The following is a 22,090-nucleotide window of genomic DNA, read 5'->3' as shown; positions in this document are numbered from 1 at the left end:
TAGTATCTCAGTTTTAATATTTTTTACTATAAAATTTTTATACTTTTGGCTTAATGAAGCTACACAAACTTGTATCTATACTGTTTTTAAGCGCCTTTGCACTCTCTGTACAAGCGCAGCAATCCGAGTCTCAGTTAAGGAGAAAAAAGGAAGCTATACAGCGCGAAATCGAACAGCTTCAAAAGAATTTAAGTAAGACTGCAAATGGTAAAAAACTTACCATACAGCAGATCAACGGCATCAATGCCCAGATTCGCTTACGTCAGGAAAAGATCGGAACCATTAACTCCGAAATTAAAAACCTCGATAACCAAATCTCTCAGAACACAAATACCGTACATACACTACAAGGTCAGCTGGGTGATCTGAAAAAAGAATATGCGGCCATGATTCGTTTTGCCCAAAGGAACCGGAATGCATACGATAAAATGATGTTTGTTTTTGCGGCCAAAGATTTTAACCAGGCTTATAAACGCATCAAGTACCTGCAACAGTTTAGCCAGTACAGAAAAAAGCAGGCAGGTTATATAGAAACCACCCAAAAAGACCTAAATGGTAAAATCCAGGTTTTAGATAAAACCCTGAGGGAAAAAAGTAGTTTGCTAAAAGAGCAGGAGCGGGAAAGAGAAAAGCTTGGTAAAGATAAAAGTGAGCAATCGGCAGTATTGGGGAAACTGAGCAAACAGGAAAAGCAGTTTCAGCAGGATATAGCCCAGCGCAGGAAGCAGCAAAAGCAGTTGGATGTGGCTATTGCTGCCGCTATCCGGCGTGCTGTGGAAGCAGCAAGGAAGAAAGCTGAAGAAGAAGCAAGGCTTGCTGCGGCAAGGGAAGCCGCCGCTGCCAAAGCCGCTGCTGATAAAGCCAGGGCCGAAAACAGGCCTGTGCCAACTGCGCCGGCAGCTGCAACGGCCAAAGCCAAGACCAGCAGTGAGGCCTTAACGGCAACGCCGGAGAATGCAAAGCTTTCCGCTGGTTTTGAAAATAATCGTGGCAGGTTGCCATGGCCATGTGCATCAGGAACCATTACCGAACGTTTTGGTGTGCATATGGTTGATAAAGCATCAATTAACAATGAAGGGGTTTACATTACCATGGCTCAAGGGGGTGCGGTAAGGGCAGTTTTTGATGGTAAAGTGACTACGGTTTTCAACCAGTACGGCCGTTACATTGTATTGATAAGTCACGGTGAATATTTTACTGTTTACGCCAACTTAAAGTCCGTTAGCGTAAGCGTTAATGATAAAGTAGAAACGAAACAAACCATTGGCGTGATCGGAAATACAGGAGACGATGCGATCTTAAGTTTCCAGATCAGAAGGGTTTCCACCCCTTTAAATCCAGAGGCTTGGATCAGTAAATAAAAGAACACAGTTTTAAAATGTTTATATTTGTATAAAATAGATTAGTGATGTATCAAGGCACGTTATTAGAGTTTTTAAATATGGGTGGATCGGAGATCGTACTCATTTTAGTAGTTGTCCTTTTGTTATTCGGAGGTAAAAAATTGCCCGAACTGGCCCGCGGACTGGGAAAAGGGATCAGAGAATTCAAAGATGCATCTGATGGTGTCAAGAGAGAAATTCATAGAAATATAAACGCTATGGATATTGATAAGGAAGAAGCAGACAGAACAGCTGCAAATAACAATAATGAGCGTCATCATCCAACCGATGAAACCCCGGTTGATGAAAAAGTTGCAGGTACCACTCCGGTGAATACTACAGCCGACGCTGAAAAAGAAAAAGTTTAAATCAATAAGATATGTTAAATACAACAATAGCAGCAATGCTTGGAACACCTGAAATCATCATTATCGCGGTAGTGGTATTGTTATTGTTTGGTGGTAAAAAAATTCCTGAACTGATGCGTGGCTTAGGTAAGGGTGTTAAAGAATTTAAAGACGGAAAAGATGGTGTTGATGGCGATCAGGTAGATCCGTCTAACCGCGATAAAACTGTTTAATTTCATAGATTTTAGTTTTGAAGAAATACAGTTCTCTAAAGGAGATTCAAACACTCATTTCGCAAAAGGCTTTAAACTTACCCGATCTACTGGCTTACTATTTTAAGCAGATTGAAGACCATAAACACCTCAATGCATTCAACGAGGTGTTTTTTTATTCGGCAGAAGTTCAGGCAAAAGCGGTTCAGCAGAAGATAGAAAACGGTACCGCAGGCAAACTTGCCGGTATGGTGATCGGTATAAAAGATAATATCTGTTATAAAGATCACATTGTTACAGCCTCATCAAAGATGCTGGAAGGTTTTGTATCCCCTTATTCTTCTACTGTTGTGGAGCGTTTGTTACAAGAGGATGCCGTAATTATCGGCCGTCTGAACTGTGATGAATTCGCAATGGGTGGTTCTAATGAAACTTCCTATTTCGGACCGGCCAAAAATGCGGCCAATCCTGATCTGGTCCCTGGTGGTTCATCAGGGGGTTCGGCGGTTGCTGTACAGGCAGATCTTTGTCTGGCAGCACTAGGAACTGATACCGGGGGCTCTGTGAGACAGCCGGCGGCATTCTGCGGGCAAATTGGCTTGAAACCCACTTACGGAAGGATTTCCAGATATGGTGTAATTGCCTATGCATCTTCTTTTGACCAGGTAGGGCCAATAGCTTCCTCTGTAGAGGATATTGCCTTACTTTTGCAGGTTCTCGCGGGTGCTGATGAACATGATTCGACGGTCTCAGCTTTAGAAGTGCCAGATTATCCTGAAGCAATCAACGAAACTAAAAATCATAAAATTGCTGTTTTAAAGGAAACGATCGAAAGCGATGCCCTCGATCCCGAGATTAAATCAGCTATATTAAAATCAATAGATGAGCTGAAATCAAAAGGACATACAGTGGAGTACGTATCATTTGATTTGCTTGATTATCTTGTTCCGGCCTATTACATTTTAACTACGGCTGAGGCTTCATCTAACCTTTCCCGTTATGATGGTGTTCATTACGGACACCGAAATACGGATGCAATCTCACTCAACGAGCTTTACAAACGATCCCGGGCTGAAGGTTTTGGTGAAGAAGTAAAGAAACGTATTTTACTTGGAACCTTTGTTTTAAGCGCAGGTTACTATGATGCTTACTACCAGAAAGCACAGCAGGTACGCAGACTCATTCGGGAGAGAGTAGACGCGCTATTCAATGATTACGATTTAATTTTATCCCCTGTAGCTCCTACAGTTGCCTTTAAAATCGGCGATAACGTACAGGATGCACTGGTAATGTACATGGCAGATATTTTTACAGTGCTGCCATCCTTAAGTGGTAACCCGGCCATCGCTTTGCCTTTAGGCAATAATTCTGAAGGTTTACCGTTAAGTATTCAATTTACAGCCAAACATTTTGAGGAAGATAAGCTTCTGGCTTTTTCTCAGGCATTTTTAAAATAGGCATTAGCTCCTTTCGAGCTATGTAACGCTTCGCCATGCTGGCTCAGCATCTTTTGATTCTAATCCGTTAGAATGGCGTCGCTTATTAAACCAATAGCCCATGATTAAAAAATTACTCATTACCTCTATTTGTGCTTTCTTTGGATTAGTTTCCGTTTCTTCTGCGCAGCAGGTTTTAAAACTCGACAGTCTCCCTAAAGGACAAAACAACATCTTCATCAATACTGATACTTCGGCGGTTCCATTAGTTAGTGAAAACCCGTTAATGATGAGCCAGAATTATATTTATAAACTCAGGCTTGATTCAATAAAGAAAACCGTTCCGCTTCCCTATAACGAATTTGTTCAGCAGTATATCGATATCTATGCAAAACGCAAGGATATGTTTGGTAAGATGATGGGCCTTTCAAACTATTACTTTCCGATTTTTGATAAAGCACTAAAAGATTTCAATATCCCACAGGAAATAAAGTACCTCACTATTGTAGAATCGCAGATGAATCCTCACGCCATCTCCAGGGTAGGCGCGACAGGAATCTGGCAGTTTATGTTTGGTACAGGCAAGGCCTATGGATTGAAGATGGATAATTTTGTTGATGAGCGTAAAGATCCGATTCAGGCCAGCTACGCAGCAGCTGCATATTTCAGAGATGCTTATGAAGAACTTGGCGACTGGCTTTTAGCCATTGCTGCCTACAACTGTGGAAAAGGAAATGTTACCCGCGCCATGGCAAAAGCAGGCTCCAGCGATTTCTGGGAAATCAGGCAATATCTGCCTAAAGAAACACGGAATTATGTTCCCGCATTCATCGCAGCAGTTTATGTGATGAATTACTCTGGCCGCCACCAGATTTCAGCTCAAGCCTGTAATCTGTTTCTGAAAACGGATACTGTGCAAACCTCGCGCTTTGTATCTTTATCGTCTCTTGCAAAAGTGCTGAATGTGGAGGAAGAAGCCATGTATGCGCTTAATCCTTCCTATAAAAAACGAATCGTAAACGGAACGGAAGATGAACCCAAAAGGATAGTGATGCCTAAGCTTCGTGATGCAGACTTTGCAGGCATCTATGATGTCCTTTACAATACTGAGGTGGATGTAGATATGAAAGTTGTGCAGGCCAACACCGACGATGTGCGGGATTTGCGCAAAAAGAAACTGTCGGCAACCGCGGTTAATGTCATTTATCATAAAGTGGTTTCCGGACAAAGCCTCACCGCTGTGGCCAATAAATACGGCGTGGAAGTACAGGATTTAAGGGTTTGGAATGGGTTGAAAAGTAAAACAATCGTACCCGGCCAAAAACTGAAAGTTTTTGCCAAGTATTCAAGACCATTAAAAGTTCCGGTAACATTCTTAAGTTACAAGGTTAAAACCGGTGATACACTTTCGGGAATTGCCGAAAAATTTGAAGGCGCAACCGTTCAGAGTATCAAAAAGGATAACGGCTTAAATAAAGCCGCTTTACAGCCGGGGATGGTTTTAAAAATCAGTAAAGGATAAAATAATGCAAGCTGAGAAGAACGTATCCCGCTAAAGCTGTGCTCCTTATTTAACTTTTTTGAATGGCTTTTTATTTTAAGCCTCATAAAAAGAATTGTACCTTTGCACCGTCACTAATAAGTTACTTAATGAGTAATACGAATAGAAAGCAAGATGCATTGGATTACCATTCGCAAGGTCGTCCGGGAAAAATACAAGTAGTACCTACTAAACCTACAACATCGCAAAGGGATTTAACACTGGCATACTCTCCTGGAGTTGCAGAACCTTGTTTAAAAATAGCTAACAATACTGAAGATGTTTACAAATACACGGCCAAGGGAAACCTTGTTGCGGTGATCAGTAATGGATCTGCCGTTTTAGGTCTTGGAAACATAGGCCCCGAAGCAGGTAAACCGGTGATGGAAGGCAAAGGCCTTTTATTTAAGATATTTGCTGATATCGATGTGTTCGATTTGGAATTGGATACCCAGAATGTAGATGATTTTGTTAAAATCGTTAAAGCCCTGGAGCCAACTTTTGGCGGTATTAACCTGGAGGATATCAAAGCTCCGGAATGTTTTGAGATTGAAACACGTTTAAAACAGGAGATGAATATTCCTGTAATGCACGATGATCAGCATGGTACGGCCATAATCTCTGGTGCAGCGTTATTGAACGCCTGCGAGCTTCAGAAAAAGAAAATTGATAAGATTAAGGTTGTGGTAAGTGGAGCCGGTGCTGCTGCAGTTTCCTGTTCTAAAATGTATCTTTCGTTAGGGGTAAAGAAAGAAAATCTGGTCATGTTCGATATCAATGGTTTAATTGATGTGAAAAGAACTGATCTGGATGATAACAGGATGGGCTTTGCAACCACCAGAAAGGATATTTCAACTATTGGTGAAGCCTTGAAAGGTGCCGATGTATTGATTGGTCTTTCTGCTGCAAACGTCATCTCTGCCGAAATGCTGATGGGGATGGCCAAGAATCCGATTGTATTTGCAATGGCTAATCCTGATCCTGAGATTTCTTATGATCTGGCAATTAAAACCCGTAAGGATATCATTATGGCTACAGGCCGTTCTGATTACCCTAACCAGGTGAATAATGTTTTGGGCTTCCCATACATCTTTCGCGGTGCATTAGACGTTCGTGCTACCACCATAAACGAGGAAATGAAAGTTGCTGCAGTAAAAGCAATCGCTGAACTGGCAAAGAAATCAGTACCGGAAGCAGTTAATCTGGCCTATAATGCCAGAAACTTAAAGTTTGGAAAAGATTATATCATTCCAAAACCAGTCGATTTCAGGTTGATTACCGAGGTTTCTACGGCTGTGGCAAAAGCGGCAATCGAAAGTGGCGTGGCCAGAAAGGTCATTACCAACTGGGAAGCTTATAACGAGGAACTAAGGAAACGTTTAGGATTAGATGATGCCATTATGCGTGCCATTACGACCAAAGCAAAAATGGATCCTAAGCGTGTGGTATTTGCAGAGGCCGATACCTATAAAATCCTGAAAGCGGCACAGATCGTTAAAGATGAAAACATTGCTATTCCAATTCTTCTTGGAAATAAAGATAAAATTCAGGCAATCATTAATGAGCACGGGTTAGAGCTGGAAGGCGTAGAGATCATTGATCAGATGCAGAATCCGGATAAAACCCAGCAATATGCGGAGGCTTTATTTAAAAAACGTCAGCGTAAAGGGGTTTCTTCTATGCGTGATGCCGTGAAATTGCTGAGAGACCGCAACTACTATGGCGCTTCCATGGTAGAATTCGGCGAAGCCGATGCCATGATTTCGGGATTGACCAAAAACTACGGTGCAACGATCAAACCAGCTCTTCAGGTAATAGGTGTAGAGCCTGGTGTGAAACGTGTGGCAGGTATGTACATGATGATGACCAAAAAGGGACCTGTTTTCTTTGGCGATACAACCGTAAACGTAGATCCTACTGCTGAGGAATTGGTGGATATCACTTTACTTGTTGAAAAATCAGTAAAGCAGTTCAACATCAAACCACGAATTGCCTTGTTATCCTATTCCAACTTCGGATCAAATGATGGCATAACACCTGAAAAAGTACGTGAAACGGTACGCTTGCTTCATAAAAATCATCCTGAAGTAGTAGTAGATGGTGAGATGCAGGGGAACTTTGCAATCAACAATGAACTGTTGAAAGATAATTTCCCTTTCAGTACCCTGGCTGATGCACCTGCTAATACGCTGATATTCCCTAATTTAGAGTCGGGAAATATTGCTTACAAACTGCTGCAGGAACTTGGCGGAGCTGAAGCTGTTGGTCCGATTCTCCTGGGTTTAAATAAACCTGTTCATATTGTTCAGTTAGGAAGTTCGGTGCGGGAGATTGTAAATATGGTTACTATTGCAGTGGTAGATGTTCAGGCCAAAGAGGACATTGAAACATCGAAGCGAAAAGGTATATTTGGGAAAACAACTAAGAAATAATAATTCATGTACGCCTATATTGATGGTAGATTGACGTTTAAAAATCCGGCATATGTTGTGATTGAAGCCGGAGGTATAGGCTACCATGTAAACATCTCATTAAATACTTACAGCGCTCTTGGCGATTCAGAAAGGTGTAAATTATACACCTGGCTATATGTAAAGGAAGACGCTCATACACTATACGGCTTCGCCGAAGAAGGCGAACGCCGTTTATTCCTGCACCTGATATCGGTATCAGGTATCGGTCCAAATACCGGACGGATGATTTTATCTTCAATAACGCCGGAAGAAATTCAAACTGCAATTGTGAAAGCTGATCTGCCACTTATTCAGCGGATTAAAGGATTAGGTGCTAAAACTGCACAACGCCTCGTGCTCGAATTGCAGGATAAATTAAAAAAAGAGGGAGTAGATTCATTAATTTCTATGCCTCAACACAATACTGTTAAAGATGAAGCGTTATCAGCTTTGGTAATGCTCGGATTTGCCAAACAAACTGCTGAAAAAACAATCGACCAGATTTTAAAAGGTACAGAAGGAACGCTTTCGGTAGAGCAACTAATTAAACAAGCTTTAAAAAAACTATAGATCTAACGCCTTTGAAGAGAATTTTTACATTTCTTTTTCTGATCTTACTATTCTTAATTGCCTCTCAAAACACTTTCTCTCAGGTGGTAACAGGCAAAACAGATTCTGTTGCATCAAAAAATAACTTTGGCCTTCAGGAAAAGGAACGATTAGGGTTGGGAACTTCTGCTAATCCCTTTAATCCCTTACCTTCTAACCTCAAACGAATCGTTGAATATGATGCTAAAAACAAACGTTATGTTGTTAAAGAGCTGATAGGCGATAGCTATGTATTGCAAACTCAATACTTAACCATTGATGAATATCAGCGTCTGGTAAACAGTGAAATTAAACGTGGCAACTGGCGAAGCATTTCCAATGCAGAGGTGAGCGATTACCGCAATACAGGCATTATTCCGCAAATACAGATCAACAGTAAATCTTTCGAAAAACTATTTGGTGGAACTGTAATTGATATACAGCCCCGTGGTGAGGCTGAGTTGACGTTTTTGGGGCGCATTAATAAAAATGAGAACCCACTTTTTAACGAACGTCAAAGGGTACAAACCAACTTTGATTTCAACCAGCGCATTCAGATGGATCTGGTGGGGAACATCGGGACTAAACTGAAAATTAAAAGTAATTACAATACTGAAGCCCAGTTCGACTTTGAAAATCAGATCAAGCTTGAATACACCGGAGGTAAGGATGAGATTATTCAGAAAATAGAAGCAGGTAATGTAAGCTTGCCGCTAAACACCAGTTTAATTACAGGTACACAAGCCTTGTTTGGTGTTAAAACCCAGTTGAAATTTGGTAAACTCAACGTAACCAGTGTTTATACCCAGCAGAAATCGCAGTCGAGGGAGCTCAATATTTCCAATGGTGCGCAACAAAATACCACTACTGTACAGGTAGACAGTTACGAAGCCAATAAACATTATTTCCTTTCCCAATATTTCAGAAATAACTACAATAAAAACCTGGCCAATGCACCGGTAATTACCTCTCCGGTTCAGATCACTAAAGTGGAGGTATGGATCACCAATAAATCGGGTAGCACTACCGATTCAAGGGATGTGCTCGGGTTTATGGACCTGGGTGAAAATCAACCTTACAATACGGCTTTGTTCACCGGAGGAACATCAGCGCTTCCCGCAGGAACAACCGCTACAGGTTTCTCTCAGCAATCCAATAACTTACTTTCCAGATTGCCCGCCGGAGCCCGACAAACCAATTCAAATGACGTCATTTCTTTTTTTCAGGCCAATGGTGGTACCGACAACTTTGCTAAACTCACTTATGCACGTAAGCTAACAGATAGGGAATTTACTTTTCAGCCTCAGTTAGGTTATGTTTCATTAAACAATCCATTAAATGCGGATGAAGTTTTAGCTGTAGCCTATCGCTATACCTATAATGGGGTAGAATATCAGGTAGGAGAGTTTTCTACCGATATCTCTTTCGATGCGGCCAGTCCGAAGGTTTTATACACGAAGTTATTAAAGAATGAGACCAACAAAATCAGCCTCCCGATCTGGGACCTGATGATGAAAAATATTTATAATATCGGTGGATACCAGATCAGCAGTCAGAATTTCAAACTAGATATTTACCGTATAGACAACGAAACCGGCGTTGAAAACCCGGTAATGACAGAAGGTCAGAATACCGCCTCCAGGCAATGGATTGCTTTGACAGAGTTTGATCGTTTGAACCAGCAGAATGAACGTAAATCAGATGGTATTTTCGATTTTGTGGCCTCAAATAACGCGTTCGGTGCTTATTCCACAGCCAATAATTCTGCAACCAGCAGTTTGTTTTCTACCAACAGTTCCGGGGCAGCTTCACTGGTTACCAATACCAATTCAGGTTACATCACCATTGATCCAGCAAACGGAAGAATTATATTTCCGGTAATTGAGCCCTTTGGAAAGGACCTTGCTGCCCGCTTTTTACCAGGCGAGCAAAACCTGATTGATAAGTATGCCTTTACTGCATTATACGATTCAACCCAAACGATTGCTAAACAGCTTTTCCAGAATCAAAACCGATATGTCATCAAAGTAAACTATCAGTCTGATATTTCTTCTGAGTTCAGTTTGAATGCCATCAATGTGCCTGAAGGGTCGGTAAAGGTTTTCGCCGGTACTATGCCTCTTACCGAAGGTGTAGACTTTACTGTTGATTATCAGGGCGGCCGGGTAAGTATCATTAACCAGGCTTTATTGATATCAGGACAGGCGATCAGGATCACTACGGAAAACAATGAATTATTTGGTCTGCAACAACGCTCGCTTTTTGGTACGCGTTTAGATTACAAGGTGAATAATAAATTAAACCTGGGTGGTACCATTATGAACCTGACCGAAAAACCGTTAACCCAAAAAGTTAATATCGGTGAAGAGCCCATTTCAAATACCATCTGGGGCGCGGATATCAATTACAGCTCTCCATCGCGGTTTTTAACGAAAATGGTAGATAAACTTCCGTTCATCTCTACCAAAGCACCATCCAGTGTAAACTTTTACGGGGAATTTGCGCAACTGATTCCCGGGCATCCGCGTGCACTGAATTTTGCAGGCAGTAAAAACGGCGTAAGTTATTTAGATGATTTTGAATCATCCAGATCAGTAATTGACTTAAAGAGCGCCATTGCCTGGCAGCTTTCGGGAACACCACAGCTTTTCTCTGAATCGCAACTGGTTGATAATTTAGCTTATGGCTATAACAGGGCAAGGATTGCTTTTTATAATATTGACCCGACTTTTTACAATTCGGCATCTTCTACCACGCCTTCAAATATCCGCAATAACAGAAATGAGCTTTCGAACCACTACGTAAGGCAGGTAATTGAGCAGGAAGTATTCCCGTTTAAAGAAACCGCAACCGGACAAGCCTTGAACATCACCACGCTAGATGTAGCTTACTATCCTACTGTTCGCGGACCTTATAATTACCGAACTACAGGTTTCAGGGCTGATGGTAGCTTATTGCAACCTCAAAACAATTGGGGCGGTTTCCAGCGGAAAATTGAGACCAACGATTTTGAAGCCTTAAACATTGGTTTCATTGAATTCTGGGTACTCGATCCCTTTATTTATAAACCCAACTCTGCCGGAGGGGATTTATACTTCAACCTGGGTAATATCTCGGAAGATATTCTTAAAGACGGCCGCAAATCTTTGGAAAATGGTTTGCCAGCCAGTAATGATCCTACAAAATTCGATGAAACCAACTGGGGCCGTGTTCCAAAACTGCAACCGGTTGTACAGGCTTTTGATAACAATGCTGATTCGCGTAAAGCACAGGATGTCGGTTTAGACGGACTGTCTGATGCTGACGAAAGAACTAAATTTGCTTCAGCCATTACACAGATTAAAGCCCAGCTCAATTCTACGGCTTCCACAGCGATTGACGCCGATCCTTCATCAGATAACTACACGTATTTCAGAGGGCCAGCTTTGGATCAGATCAATGCCGGTATTTTAAAGCGCTATGAAAAATACAACGGTACGGAAGGAAACTCTAAAACTTCTCAGCAGTCGCAGGAAGAATTAGGCCTGGATAACTCGGCATCAACATCACTACCGGATGGGGAAGACATCAACAGGGATAATAACATGACCCAGAGCGATGAGTATTTTCAATACAAAGTATCGATGCGTCCCGGCGATCTGGTTATTGGCCAGAACTTCATTACAGATAAAGTAACCTCGCAGGTGAAACTGGCTAATGGAAATACACAACCTGCCACCTGGTATCAGTTCAGGATCCCAATTGGCGATTATCAGCAGAAAGTAGGAAGTATTGAAGATTTTAAATCCATTCGCTTCTTTCGAATGTTCATGACCAATTTCGCAGATACTGCCGTTTTGCGGTTTGCGAAGATGCAGCTGATCCGCGGAGAGTGGAGAGCTTTCAACGCAAAAAATGAAGCAGCTCAGGTGATTGCTGATCCTTCTCTACCAGCGCTTACTCCAGACAATTCGACGATAGAAGTTTCTACTGTAAATATTGAAGAGAACGGAAAACGTTCGCCAATACCTTACGTCACTCCTCCGGGAATTTTAAGGGAGCGTGATTATAGCAACTACCGTGGAGATACCCGGTTAAATGAGCAGTCGCTCTCAGTAACAGTAAAAAGTTTAAAGGATGGTTACAGCCGGGCTGCTTTCAAAACCGCTTACAGTGATTTCCGTTCTTACAAGCATCTGGAAATGTATGTCCACGCAGAAGCGGTGAACAATCAAACCCTGGCTACAAATGACGTATCTGCTTTCCTTAGAATTGGAACGGATAACATCGATAACTATTACGAATATGTGATGCCATTGCAGGTCACTGCTCCGGGTACCAGCGATCCTGATGCCATATGGCCTGAAGCCAATAGGATGGATATCGACCTGACCTTATTCCAGAATGCAAAACTCGCGCGTAATGATGCGCGGTTAAGCAATGGTCAGCCGTGGCCTATTAATGTTCCCTTTACTTACACTGATGGTATGCGTACCATTGTGGTAAAGGGGCAGCCGGATATGAGTAAAGTGAGGGTATATATGCTCGGGGTTAAAAACCCGCTACGGAACCTGGAGATCAGTGAGAATGATGATGGTTTGGAAAAGAATGTACTGGTTTGGTTTAATGAGTTAAGATTAACTGAGTTTGATGAAAAAGGGGGCTGGGCTGCAACCGGCAGGTTGAACCTGAAGCTGGCTGATTTTGCCGATGTAAATATCTCAGGCAGCAAATCGACCATTGGTTTCGGTTCCATCGACTCAAAAGTGAGTGAACGCAACCGGGCAGATAATGTACTGCTGGATGTTTCATCCTCAGTGGAGCTTGGAAAGTTTTTGCCTCAGAAATCGGGGGTTAAGATTCCAATGTTCGTGAACTATTCGAAACAGGTTTCTACGCCACAGTACAATCCGCGTACTCCAGATATCGAACTGAAAAATGCGTTGGATAAGGCAGGCACAAAGGCGAAGAAGGATTCCATTTTAAACTTTGCTCAGGATTATACGGTGAGAAGGGGTATTAACTTTACCAATGTGAGGAAAGAGCGTACCAATAACAGCAAGCCTGCACAGTTATGGGATATTGAAAATTTTGCCGCAAGCTATGCTTATACGCAATATAACCATCGCGATTTCATTAATGAGAGCAGTCTACAGAATACCTACAGGGCATCGCTTCAGTACAGTTATTCAAGAGAAGCCAAAACGATAGCGCCGTTCGAAAAAATTATAAAAACTAACACACTGGCCTTGCTTAAGGATTTTAACTTTAGCATTTTGCCAAGCGCTATCAATTTCAGAGTTGACGTGGATCGTTTGTACTCGGAAAATACTTTAAGAAACAACGATCCTAATAATACGCTTGGTGTTTATCAAACAGGATACGGCACTACCTTCAACAAGAACTTTACCATGAGCCGCATCTATGGTATTGCCTGGAATTTAACCCGGTCGATGCAGCTGGATTTCAATGCCACTAATTATTCCATCATAGATGAGCCAAGTGGCAGACTGGAAGGATTAAAAAGAGATACGGTTTGGGAAAATCTAAAAAAATTAGGCCGCACAACTGATTATACCCACAATCTGAATGTAACCTACAATCTACCGATTGATAAAATCCCTGGCTTTAACTGGGTGAAGGTCACCACACGTTATGGTACGACCTTTAACTGGCAAACCGAACCGCTAGCCACGCTTGAGGATCCCAATATCAATTTAGGTAACACCATTCAGAACACCAGAACAGTTCAGGTTAATCCAACCTTAACGCTTACCAGCCTTTATAATAAATTTGGCTTCATCAGAAAGGCAGGTGATGAAAGTACAGAAGGGAAAGTTAAAAACTTCTTCATTAACCTGTTAACCAGTTTAAAAAATGTAAGTGGAAACTATGTGCAGACAAAAGGAATTTACCTGCCGGGGTACCTGCCAAAAACCCAGTATCTGGGTCTGGATAACGTAAGCGGAGCACCTGGTTTGGGTTTCGTATTTGGCAGTCAGCAGAATATCCGTGCCAATGCCCTGGCCGGCGGATGGCTGACCACTGATACTTTACAAACGCAGTTATATGTAAACACACTGCGTGAAGACTTCCAGTTAACCGGGCAGATAGAGCCTTTTAAAGATTTAAGAATTACGCTAAAGGCAAATAAAGCGCAGAACCGTAACTACTCCAGTAATTTCAGGTATGTAGCCAGCTCAGCTTCTTTCCAAAACCTGAGTGCTATTACCAGTGGCGACTACAGCATTTCTTATATCGCCATTGGTACGTCTTTCAAAGAAAACAATGCGACTGTGGTTTCTCAGCTGTTCAATCAGTTTATGGCCAACAGAATTGTGATATCCCGGAGACTGGGTGCACAGAATCCAAATTCCAGCGGCGTAACCGGTGGTTATTCGGATGGGTATAGCAAAGAAAGCCAGGATGTATTGATCTCTGCCTTCCTTGCCGCCTATTCCGGTAAAGATGCCTCTAAATCGAAGCTTAATGCCTTTCCAAGAATTCCACTGCCAAACTGGAACCTTACTTACAGTGGTTTGACCCGGATCCCTTTTATCGCAGAAAATGTTTCTTCGGTTGATATACGACATGGTTACCGGTCGGCATATAATATTAACAGCTATAGCTCATTACTGAGGTATCAGGAAATCGGAGGATTCTCCAGTACAAGAGACGTAAATAATAATTTCCTACCTGAATATCAATTTGCCCAGGTTACCATCTCCGAATATTTTGCACCACTTGTAGGTGTTGATACCCGCTTTAAAAATAACTTAACCGCTTCATTCGAACTAAACCGTTCGCGCTTACTGGGCTTAAGCTTATCTAATAGTCAGCTGGCTCAGCTTTCGGAGAATAATGTGGTATTGGGATTAGGATATAGAACCAATAAATTCCGCTTCCCTTTTGGGTGGTTCAAAACCCTGAAAATGGATAACAACATGGACTTTAAACTTGATGTTGCCATCCGTGATAATAAAACTGTGATATACCGTGCTGATGTTACGGAAGCTGAAGTTTCTTCAGGAGCAAAGAATATTACCGTTAGGCCAAGTGTAGATTATGTATTGAATCAGAAATTTAATATCAAGTTATTCTATGATTCTAATATTACCAAACCTTACACCTCGCAAACCTTTAATACGTCCTACAGTAATTTTGGTTTCAGCTTAAGATTTACGATAAACTAGGGCGCTTTTAAACGAGATCTGATGTAAATCTCAAAAATCCTAGCTAACTTTGACAAACTAATTTAAAAAACATGAATTTTCCATCAGAATTGAAATACACTAAAGACCACGAGTGGGTTAAAGTTGAAGGTAATGAAGCTTTTATAGGTATCACAGACTTCGCACAACGCGAATTGGGTGATATTGTTTACGTTGACATCAACTCAGTAGGTTCAGAAGTGGCTAAAGAAGAAGTTTTCGGAACTGTTGAAGCCGTAAAAACAGTATCGGATTTATATATGCCCGTAACCGGAACAGTGTTGGAAATCAACGCTGAATTAAATGATAACCCTGAACTGGTAAATTCTGATCCATACGGACAAGGATGGATGGTTAAAGTTTCATTGAGCGATTTAGCTGAGGTAGAAGGTTTACTTTCTGCAGAAGCTTATCAGGAATTGGTTGGCGCTTAATCAGAAGATTTTGTTCAAAGCACTAAAACAACAGAAATGGGCGCTACTATGGACCATAGTTGTTTTAGTGCTTTGTAATATGAGAATGCCCGATACCGAAGGAGAGGGTTTCTTTTTCGAGGGATTCGATAAAATGACCCACCTGGGTTTTTTCTTTGTTTTGTCGGTATTACTCTTCTATGGTAAAATCAGGTACCAGCATACATTTGCTTTTCGCACACTCACCATATTTAAAATTCTTTGCATTAATGCAATAATTGGCGGTGGAATTGAGTTGTTACAGTGGAAGGTTTTTACCTACAGGTCAGCCGAATGGTGGGATTTCGGTTGTGATATGTTAGGTGCATGCATGGCTGTATTCAGTTATGTTCTGCTCCATAAATTAAATTTCAATGAAAGTAAAGATTAGTTTATTTGGCTTGTTAATGGTAGTTTGCTTAAGCAGCTGCAGTATTTTTAAGAAAAGCTGTAACTGCCCTAAAGTGTATTATAGAAATTACCCATCCCAGCGCTAAGCTTTCTCCAATTATTCTGCCAGGTTTTGGTAACAGGTATTTTGCTGTATTTAAAATGTTACCTTACTTTTAACAATCGTTAACAAACCTTTGGGCGTTCGCCTAGTCTGATAGGATAGTTTTGTAATTATATCTAATTTTTTTTAATGAAAAAGAACGTTCAAAGAGCAGTATTACTTGTTCTTATGTTTTGCGGCTACTTTGCCCATGCACAAAATACGGGTTCGGTTAGCGGTAAGGTAATCAACGCGAAAGATAAGAAGCCGGTCGACTTCGCAACCATTGCTATCAAGAGTCTGAAAGACTCCAGCGTAGTAGGCTCTGGTCAGACTGCTGCAGACGGGACATTTAGTTTTAAGGCCATTGCTCCGGGAAAATACCGGATTTATGCTGCCTTTCTTGGGTTGAAAACGGCTACTAAAGATATAGAAGTGGCCAAAGCCGCAGTTAATGCAGGCGAAATTGCCATGGCCGATGATGGCGTGGATCTGAGTACCGTAAATGTTACAGCAAGTATTCCCATCATTGTGAAAAAAGATACCCTGGAGTTTGATGCCAAATCCATCAAAGTACGTGAGAATGCTGTGGTGGAAGATTTGCTTCAAAAACTACCTGGTGTTGAAGTCGCCAAAGACGGTAGTGTAAAAGCACAGGGTGAAACCATTACGAAAGTAAAGGTGGATGGTAAGGAGTTTTTTGGTAACGACCCGTTGCTGGCCACTAAAAACCTGCCGGCAGATATGGTGGATAAGATCCAGGTGATTGATGAGCTTTCTGAGCAGGCACAATTTACCGGAATTGACGATGGAACCCGAAATAAAATCTTAAACATTACTACCAAAGCGGGCATGAAACACGGCTATTTTGGAAACAGTACCGTAGGTTACGGATCAGATGACCGTTACGATGCCAGTTTAAACGTAAACAAGTTCGATGAAGACCGCCAAATCAGTTTTATCGGTCAGTTTAACAATATCAATAAACAAAATTTCGGGCAAGGTGGCGGTGTTGGAAACGGTTTCGGTGGCGGCGGCGGCGGCGGCGGTGGCCGTGGTGGAAACAGCAACAACAGCACTTCTAATACCGGCGGAATAACAAAAACCAATGCTGCAGGCTTAAACTTTGCCGATACTTACAAAGATGGAACACAATTCCAGGCGAGTTATTTCTTTAATGATGCCACTTCTGATTTATTGCAAACCTCGAACAATCAGGATTTATTTGGGAATACGACCCGTAGGGTGAATGAAGTTTTGGACAGGACTACAGAGAAAACAAATCACCGGTTTAACTTCATGGTCGATACAAAGATAGACCCCTCTCTGTCAATAAAAATCCAACCTAATTTTACCTACACCGAAACAGATGCGAACAGCTTAACTACCTATAATCGTGATTACGTAACCTCATTAACCAATGGTTTACAACGTTACAATACCAGTTCATCTACACCTGCGTTTTCCAATAATCTACTGTTACGTAAAAGCTTTAAGCGCCGTGGACGTACCCTTTCTTTGAACTTAAGTACGAGCATCAATGATAATGATGCAAGAAACCTGAATTATATTTCTGACACTACCACTGTAGGTACTACCAAAACACAATCTTTAACAGATCAGCTGAATAACACCAGTAGTCATGCGATAAACAACACCACCAGAGTGGTGTATACCGAACCAATTAATAAAACCCTGAGTGTTGAATTTAACTATCAGAATGGTTATTCAGACAGTGATTCGCAAAGAGATGTATACAATTTTAATCCGGTTACCTTACAGTATGATCTGGTTGATAATACCTATTCAAATATTTATAATAACCGTACGCTAACCAATGCCGCTGGGTTCAGTTTTACTACTACTGAAAAGAAGTACAACTGGAATATCGGTTTGGCTGCACAGCAAACCAACAGGGTAAACACGAACCTGACTACTGGAGACGTACGTACCCAAAACTTTATTAATCTTACACCATCTGCGCAGTTCAGGTATAATTTCAGTAACCGTAAGCGATTATTCATCAACTACCGAGGGTCTACCAATCAACCAACAATTGATCAGATTCAGCCAATCCCTGATAATACCAATACACAATCTGTGTATACAGGTAACCCTAATTTAAAACCAGCATTCAATAACAGGTTAAGGGTAAACTTCAATAATTTTAATATTGAAAAAGGCCGCTTTTTCTTTGCCAGATTAGATTTAAGTCAGACATCTAACAATATCAGTAACAACGTATCATTAATTACCGACCAGAATGATAAGAATTTTGGTAAGCAAGCCATAAGCTACGTGAACGTTGACGGAGTATTTTCAGGTGATGGAAGTGCTACCTGGTCGTTGCCATTATTACCAGAGCGTAAACTAAATCTTAACATTACCGGCGGTGCAAATTATGCCCGTAATGTTAACTTCATCATCCCGGTTGGAAGTACTGTTGCGGTTAAAAATATCACTAACAGTTATACCATTTCAAATGGTTACAAACTGGTCACCAATGTTGATAAATTTGATTTAACGGGTGGTATTACAGGAAGTTTTACGCATTCTACTTATTCTGCACAATCTTCGGCTAATACAGAATATTATACTATTAATCCTAATTTTGATGTCAGCTATGTGCTGCCCGGAAATTTCAGGATTGCAACAACAGTAGAATATTACCGTAACCTGGGTGGCGGCGATTTATTCAACAGAGAGTATACGCTGATCAATCCTTATTTAAGCCGTCAGTTTTTCAAAAACAGGGGAACATTCAAATTCTCTGTAAATGATGCATTAAATCAAAATACAGGAATTACCAGAACAACATCCGGCACATCCATCTCTGATGTGAACTACAATGTATTGAAACGTTACTATATGCTTTCATTTACATACTCTTTAACGCGTATTGGAGGAAAAACCATGAGTGGCGACGTGCAGATGCCTGGAATGGGCAACGGCGGCGGTCAGCGCCAAAGAATGTAGGCAACTCTAAAAAAATACTTCAAGGTCCTGATACAAATCAGGACCTTTTTTTTTGATTTTTATAAATGTATGAATGACATTTATGTATTTCATTTGTTACCTAAAGCGAATAAACTTTTAAACCTTCTGTGAGTCTTTAATAATAATCAGCAAGCTAACCAGATGAGGAGAATTTTTACGCTTATACTTATTTTATGTTCTGCATTTGCCTACGCTCAAAAAACAGGTAATGTAAGCGGCCGGGTCATTCAGTCAAAAGACAAAAAACCAATTGATTACGCATCAATTGCCATTAAGAATCTTTCAGATTCTGTAACCGTTGGTGCGATGAGTACTGGTGAAGATGGAAAATTTATATACAAAGGGTTAAAGCCAGGTACTTATCGCCTGTATGCTGCTTTTCTCGGATTAAAAAATACCACCAAGGATTTCACTATTTCTGCTGATAAAACTGATATTGAATTGGGGGATGTGGTGCTCGAAGGGGCAGCTATCGATTTACAGACAGTCGAAATCAAAGCGGAAATACCGCCTATTGTGGTCAAGAAAGACACACTCGAATTTAATGCAAGTTCTTTTAAAGTTATTGAAAATGCTGTAGTAGAAGATTTATTGAAAAAGCTGCCGGGGGTTGAGGTGGATAAGGCGGGCGCAATAAAAGCACAAGGGGAAACCATTACCAAAGTGAGGGTAGATGGGAAGGAATTTTTTAGTAATGACCCTTTGCTTGCCACTAAAAATCTCCCTGCTGATATGATCGATAAAATCCAGATCATTGATGAGCTATCAGATCAGGCACAATTTACAGGGATTGATGACGGTTCGCGTACTAAAATCATCAACATCACCACCAGGAAGGACCGCAAGAATGGCTATTTCGGGAATTCGACAGCGGGTTATGGCTCAGATGACCGCTATGATATTAATGCCAACATGAATCGTTTTAATCAGGACCGTAAAATCAGTGTAGTCGCACAATTTAACAATGTAAATAAACAGAATTTTGGCGGCGGCCTCGGCGGTGGCAATGGTGGAAATAATGGAGGCCGTGGCGGTATCACGGATACCAAAGCTGGCGGAATTAACTTTGTGGATGTTTATGCCGATCAAACCGAGGTTAACTTTAGCTACTTTGTAAATAAATCAGATAATCTGATCGAACGAAACAGTGTTACCCAAAATCTCCTGGGAAATGTAACCACTATCTTCGACAACAAACAAGTGAATACCTCTGATCGGTTAAATCACCGCTTAAATTTTATGGTCGATACCAAACTGGATTCTTTAACCTCTCTGCGTATTCAACCCAACCTAAGCTATACCAATAATGAAAGCCTGAACATTAGCCGCTATAACCGCGATTATAAGCGGTACATGATTGACGGCTCACAAACCTTAACGAATCATAGTACCGCCCCATCCATCAGCAATAATATCCTGCTGCGTAAAAAATTCATGAGACGTGGCCGGACTTTATCGCTAAACCTGAGTACCAACATCAATAATAATGATTCAGAAAATTACAATAATAATCCGGAGACCAGGATTGACAGTGGTAATGTCATCACACCAAAAATAACCAATCAGTTTAATGATCAGGAAAGTGAATCACTGAGCCAGAATACCAGATTGGTGTATACAGAACCGATCAGTAAAACTTTAAGTCTGGAGTTCAACTATCAGAATGGTTATAACCACAATACCTCCGATCGCTACACCTATAATTACAATCCGGCTACGCTACAATATGATCTGCTTGATCAGACTTACAGTAACGTCTATGAAAATACCATATTGACTAATAATGCCGGGTTTAGCTTCAACACCAACGAAAAAAAATATAACTGGAATGTGGGTATAGCCGTGCAGAACACCGACCGGACCAATAACAATATCAGCCGGGGTTACGTACTCAGGCAAAATGTATTCAACTACACGCCTTCTGCCATGTTCCGGTATAATTTCAGCAATAGCAAACGACTGGTATTCAATTACAGGGGAACTACGAATCAGCCAACCATACAGCAGTTGCAGCCTATTCCTAATAACACCAATACACAGAGTATTCCCGTTGGTAATCCCGATCTGAAACCTGAATTTAATAACACGCTTAGGGTAGCCTACAATACTTTTACCGCCGGTAAAAACCGGTCCCTGTTTGTCAACCTGAACCTTACACAAACCTCCAACCGTATTGCAAACAGCAGCAGCCTGATTCAAAGTGGCGACGATCAGGGTAAGCTGGCCATTCTTCCGGTTAATGTGAACGGCGTTTATTCAGGGAATATTACCTCCTCCCTGAGCTTACCCATTATGCAAGAAAACAAACTTAACTTTCACATTAATATTGGGGGAAATTACGATCGGGATGTGAATTTCACGAACTCGCTAAAGAACATCACCAACAGCTGGTCGGTTACTAACGGTTACCGTTTGGTTTCCAATCTGGAGAAACTCGACTTAACTGCAGGTGTGAACGGATCTGTAAACCGTGCAACCTACTCAGTACAGCCAAATTCCAATACCCGATATTATACTTTTAGTCCCAACGTAAGTGTAAGTTATCTTTTTCCGGGGGACATCCGATGGTCGGTTGATGCCGATTACAATCAGAATACCGGAAGAGGAGCAGATTTTGATACGCATTTCACACTCATTAACTCTTTCATCAGTAAACAGCTTTTCAAAAACCGGGGTACTTTCAAAGCTGCGGTGAACGACTTATTAAACGAAAATCAGGGTGTGAGTCGAACGGCAAACAACAATACCATCCGTGATGAAAGTTTTAATGTTTTAAAGCGTTACTTTATGTTTTCTTTTACTTACTCCTTAAATAGAATGGGCGGTCGGAATATGATCAGGGGCAATCAGGAAGGCGGGGGAAGAGACCGTGGATTTGGTGGTGGCGGCTTCGGCGGCGGCAGATCGAGAAACTAGAAAATTATAGGTGATATCAACCTTTTTAAGTAAAATTTACCGAAATTTGGCTACTGAAAGAGTGCTCTTATTTGGAATAAATCT

Annotated in this window: 12 protein-coding genes; all 12 read left to right on the top strand. The window is 41.3% G+C overall.

Going from position 1 to position 22,090, the window contains the following annotated elements:
* The first annotated feature begins 53 nt into the window (after window positions 1–53).
* Entirely contained in the window at window positions 54–1,361 is a 1,308-nt protein-coding gene (locus tag R2Q80_RS06200; RefSeq protein ID WP_316798764.1) for a murein hydrolase activator EnvC family protein, read from the top strand.
* A gap of 47 nt (window positions 1,362–1,408) precedes the next feature.
* The gene (locus R2Q80_RS06195) at window positions 1,409–1,750 is read left to right on the top strand and encodes a twin-arginine translocase TatA/TatE family subunit (RefSeq protein ID WP_316798763.1); all 342 of its coding nucleotides are present in this window, start codon (window positions 1,409–1,411) and stop codon (window positions 1,748–1,750) included.
* An 11-nt stretch (window positions 1,751–1,761) separates the two neighbouring features.
* Window positions 1,762–1,962 (top strand): twin-arginine translocase TatA/TatE family subunit, encoded by a 201-nt coding sequence (locus R2Q80_RS06190; RefSeq protein ID WP_029986031.1) that lies wholly within the window; start codon window positions 1,762–1,764, stop codon window positions 1,960–1,962.
* A gap of 17 nt (window positions 1,963–1,979) precedes the next feature.
* Entirely contained in the window at window positions 1,980–3,398 is a 1,419-nt protein-coding gene (gatA, locus tag R2Q80_RS06185) for an Asp-tRNA(Asn)/Glu-tRNA(Gln) amidotransferase subunit GatA (RefSeq protein ID WP_316798762.1), read from the top strand.
* A gap of 100 nt (window positions 3,399–3,498) precedes the next feature.
* Window positions 3,499–4,899, top strand: a complete 1,401-nt coding sequence (locus R2Q80_RS06180) for a lytic transglycosylase domain-containing protein (protein WP_316798761.1) — start codon at window positions 3,499–3,501, stop codon at window positions 4,897–4,899.
* Window positions 4,900–5,027: 128 nt separating this feature from the next.
* Complete coding sequence (locus R2Q80_RS06175; protein ID WP_316798760.1) at window positions 5,028–7,349, top strand: NADP-dependent malic enzyme; 2,322 nt, start codon at window positions 5,028–5,030, stop codon at window positions 7,347–7,349.
* Between the two features lie 6 nt (window positions 7,350–7,355).
* Window positions 7,356–7,940, top strand: coding sequence for a Holliday junction branch migration protein RuvA (gene ruvA / locus R2Q80_RS06170; protein ID WP_316798759.1), 585 nt, complete (start codon window positions 7,356–7,358; stop codon window positions 7,938–7,940).
* 11 nt (window positions 7,941–7,951) lie between these two features.
* Entirely contained in the window at window positions 7,952–15,130 is a 7,179-nt protein-coding gene (gene sprA / locus R2Q80_RS06165; protein ID WP_316798758.1) for a cell surface protein SprA, read from the top strand.
* 71 nt (window positions 15,131–15,201) lie between these two features.
* A complete protein-coding gene (gcvH, locus tag R2Q80_RS06160) occupies window positions 15,202–15,582 on the top strand; it encodes a glycine cleavage system protein GcvH (RefSeq protein ID WP_047800130.1) in 381 nt (126 codons plus the stop codon).
* Between the two features lie 10 nt (window positions 15,583–15,592).
* A complete protein-coding gene (locus R2Q80_RS06155) occupies window positions 15,593–15,991 on the top strand; it encodes a VanZ family protein (RefSeq protein ID WP_316798757.1) in 399 nt (132 codons plus the stop codon).
* A gap of 252 nt (window positions 15,992–16,243) precedes the next feature.
* Complete coding sequence (locus tag R2Q80_RS06150; RefSeq protein ID WP_316798756.1) at window positions 16,244–19,069, top strand: outer membrane beta-barrel protein; 2,826 nt, start codon at window positions 16,244–16,246, stop codon at window positions 19,067–19,069.
* A 162-nt stretch (window positions 19,070–19,231) separates the two neighbouring features.
* Window positions 19,232–22,006 (top strand): TonB-dependent receptor, encoded by a 2,775-nt coding sequence (locus R2Q80_RS06145; protein WP_316798755.1) that lies wholly within the window; start codon window positions 19,232–19,234, stop codon window positions 22,004–22,006.
* The last annotated feature ends 84 nt before the right edge of the window (window positions 22,007–22,090 follow it).

The organism is Pedobacter frigidisoli (genome assembly GCF_032678525.1).
Classification (GTDB): domain Bacteria; phylum Bacteroidota; class Bacteroidia; order Sphingobacteriales; family Sphingobacteriaceae; genus Pedobacter; species Pedobacter frigidisoli_A.
This window is presented reverse-complemented; position numbering and strand designations above follow the sequence as displayed.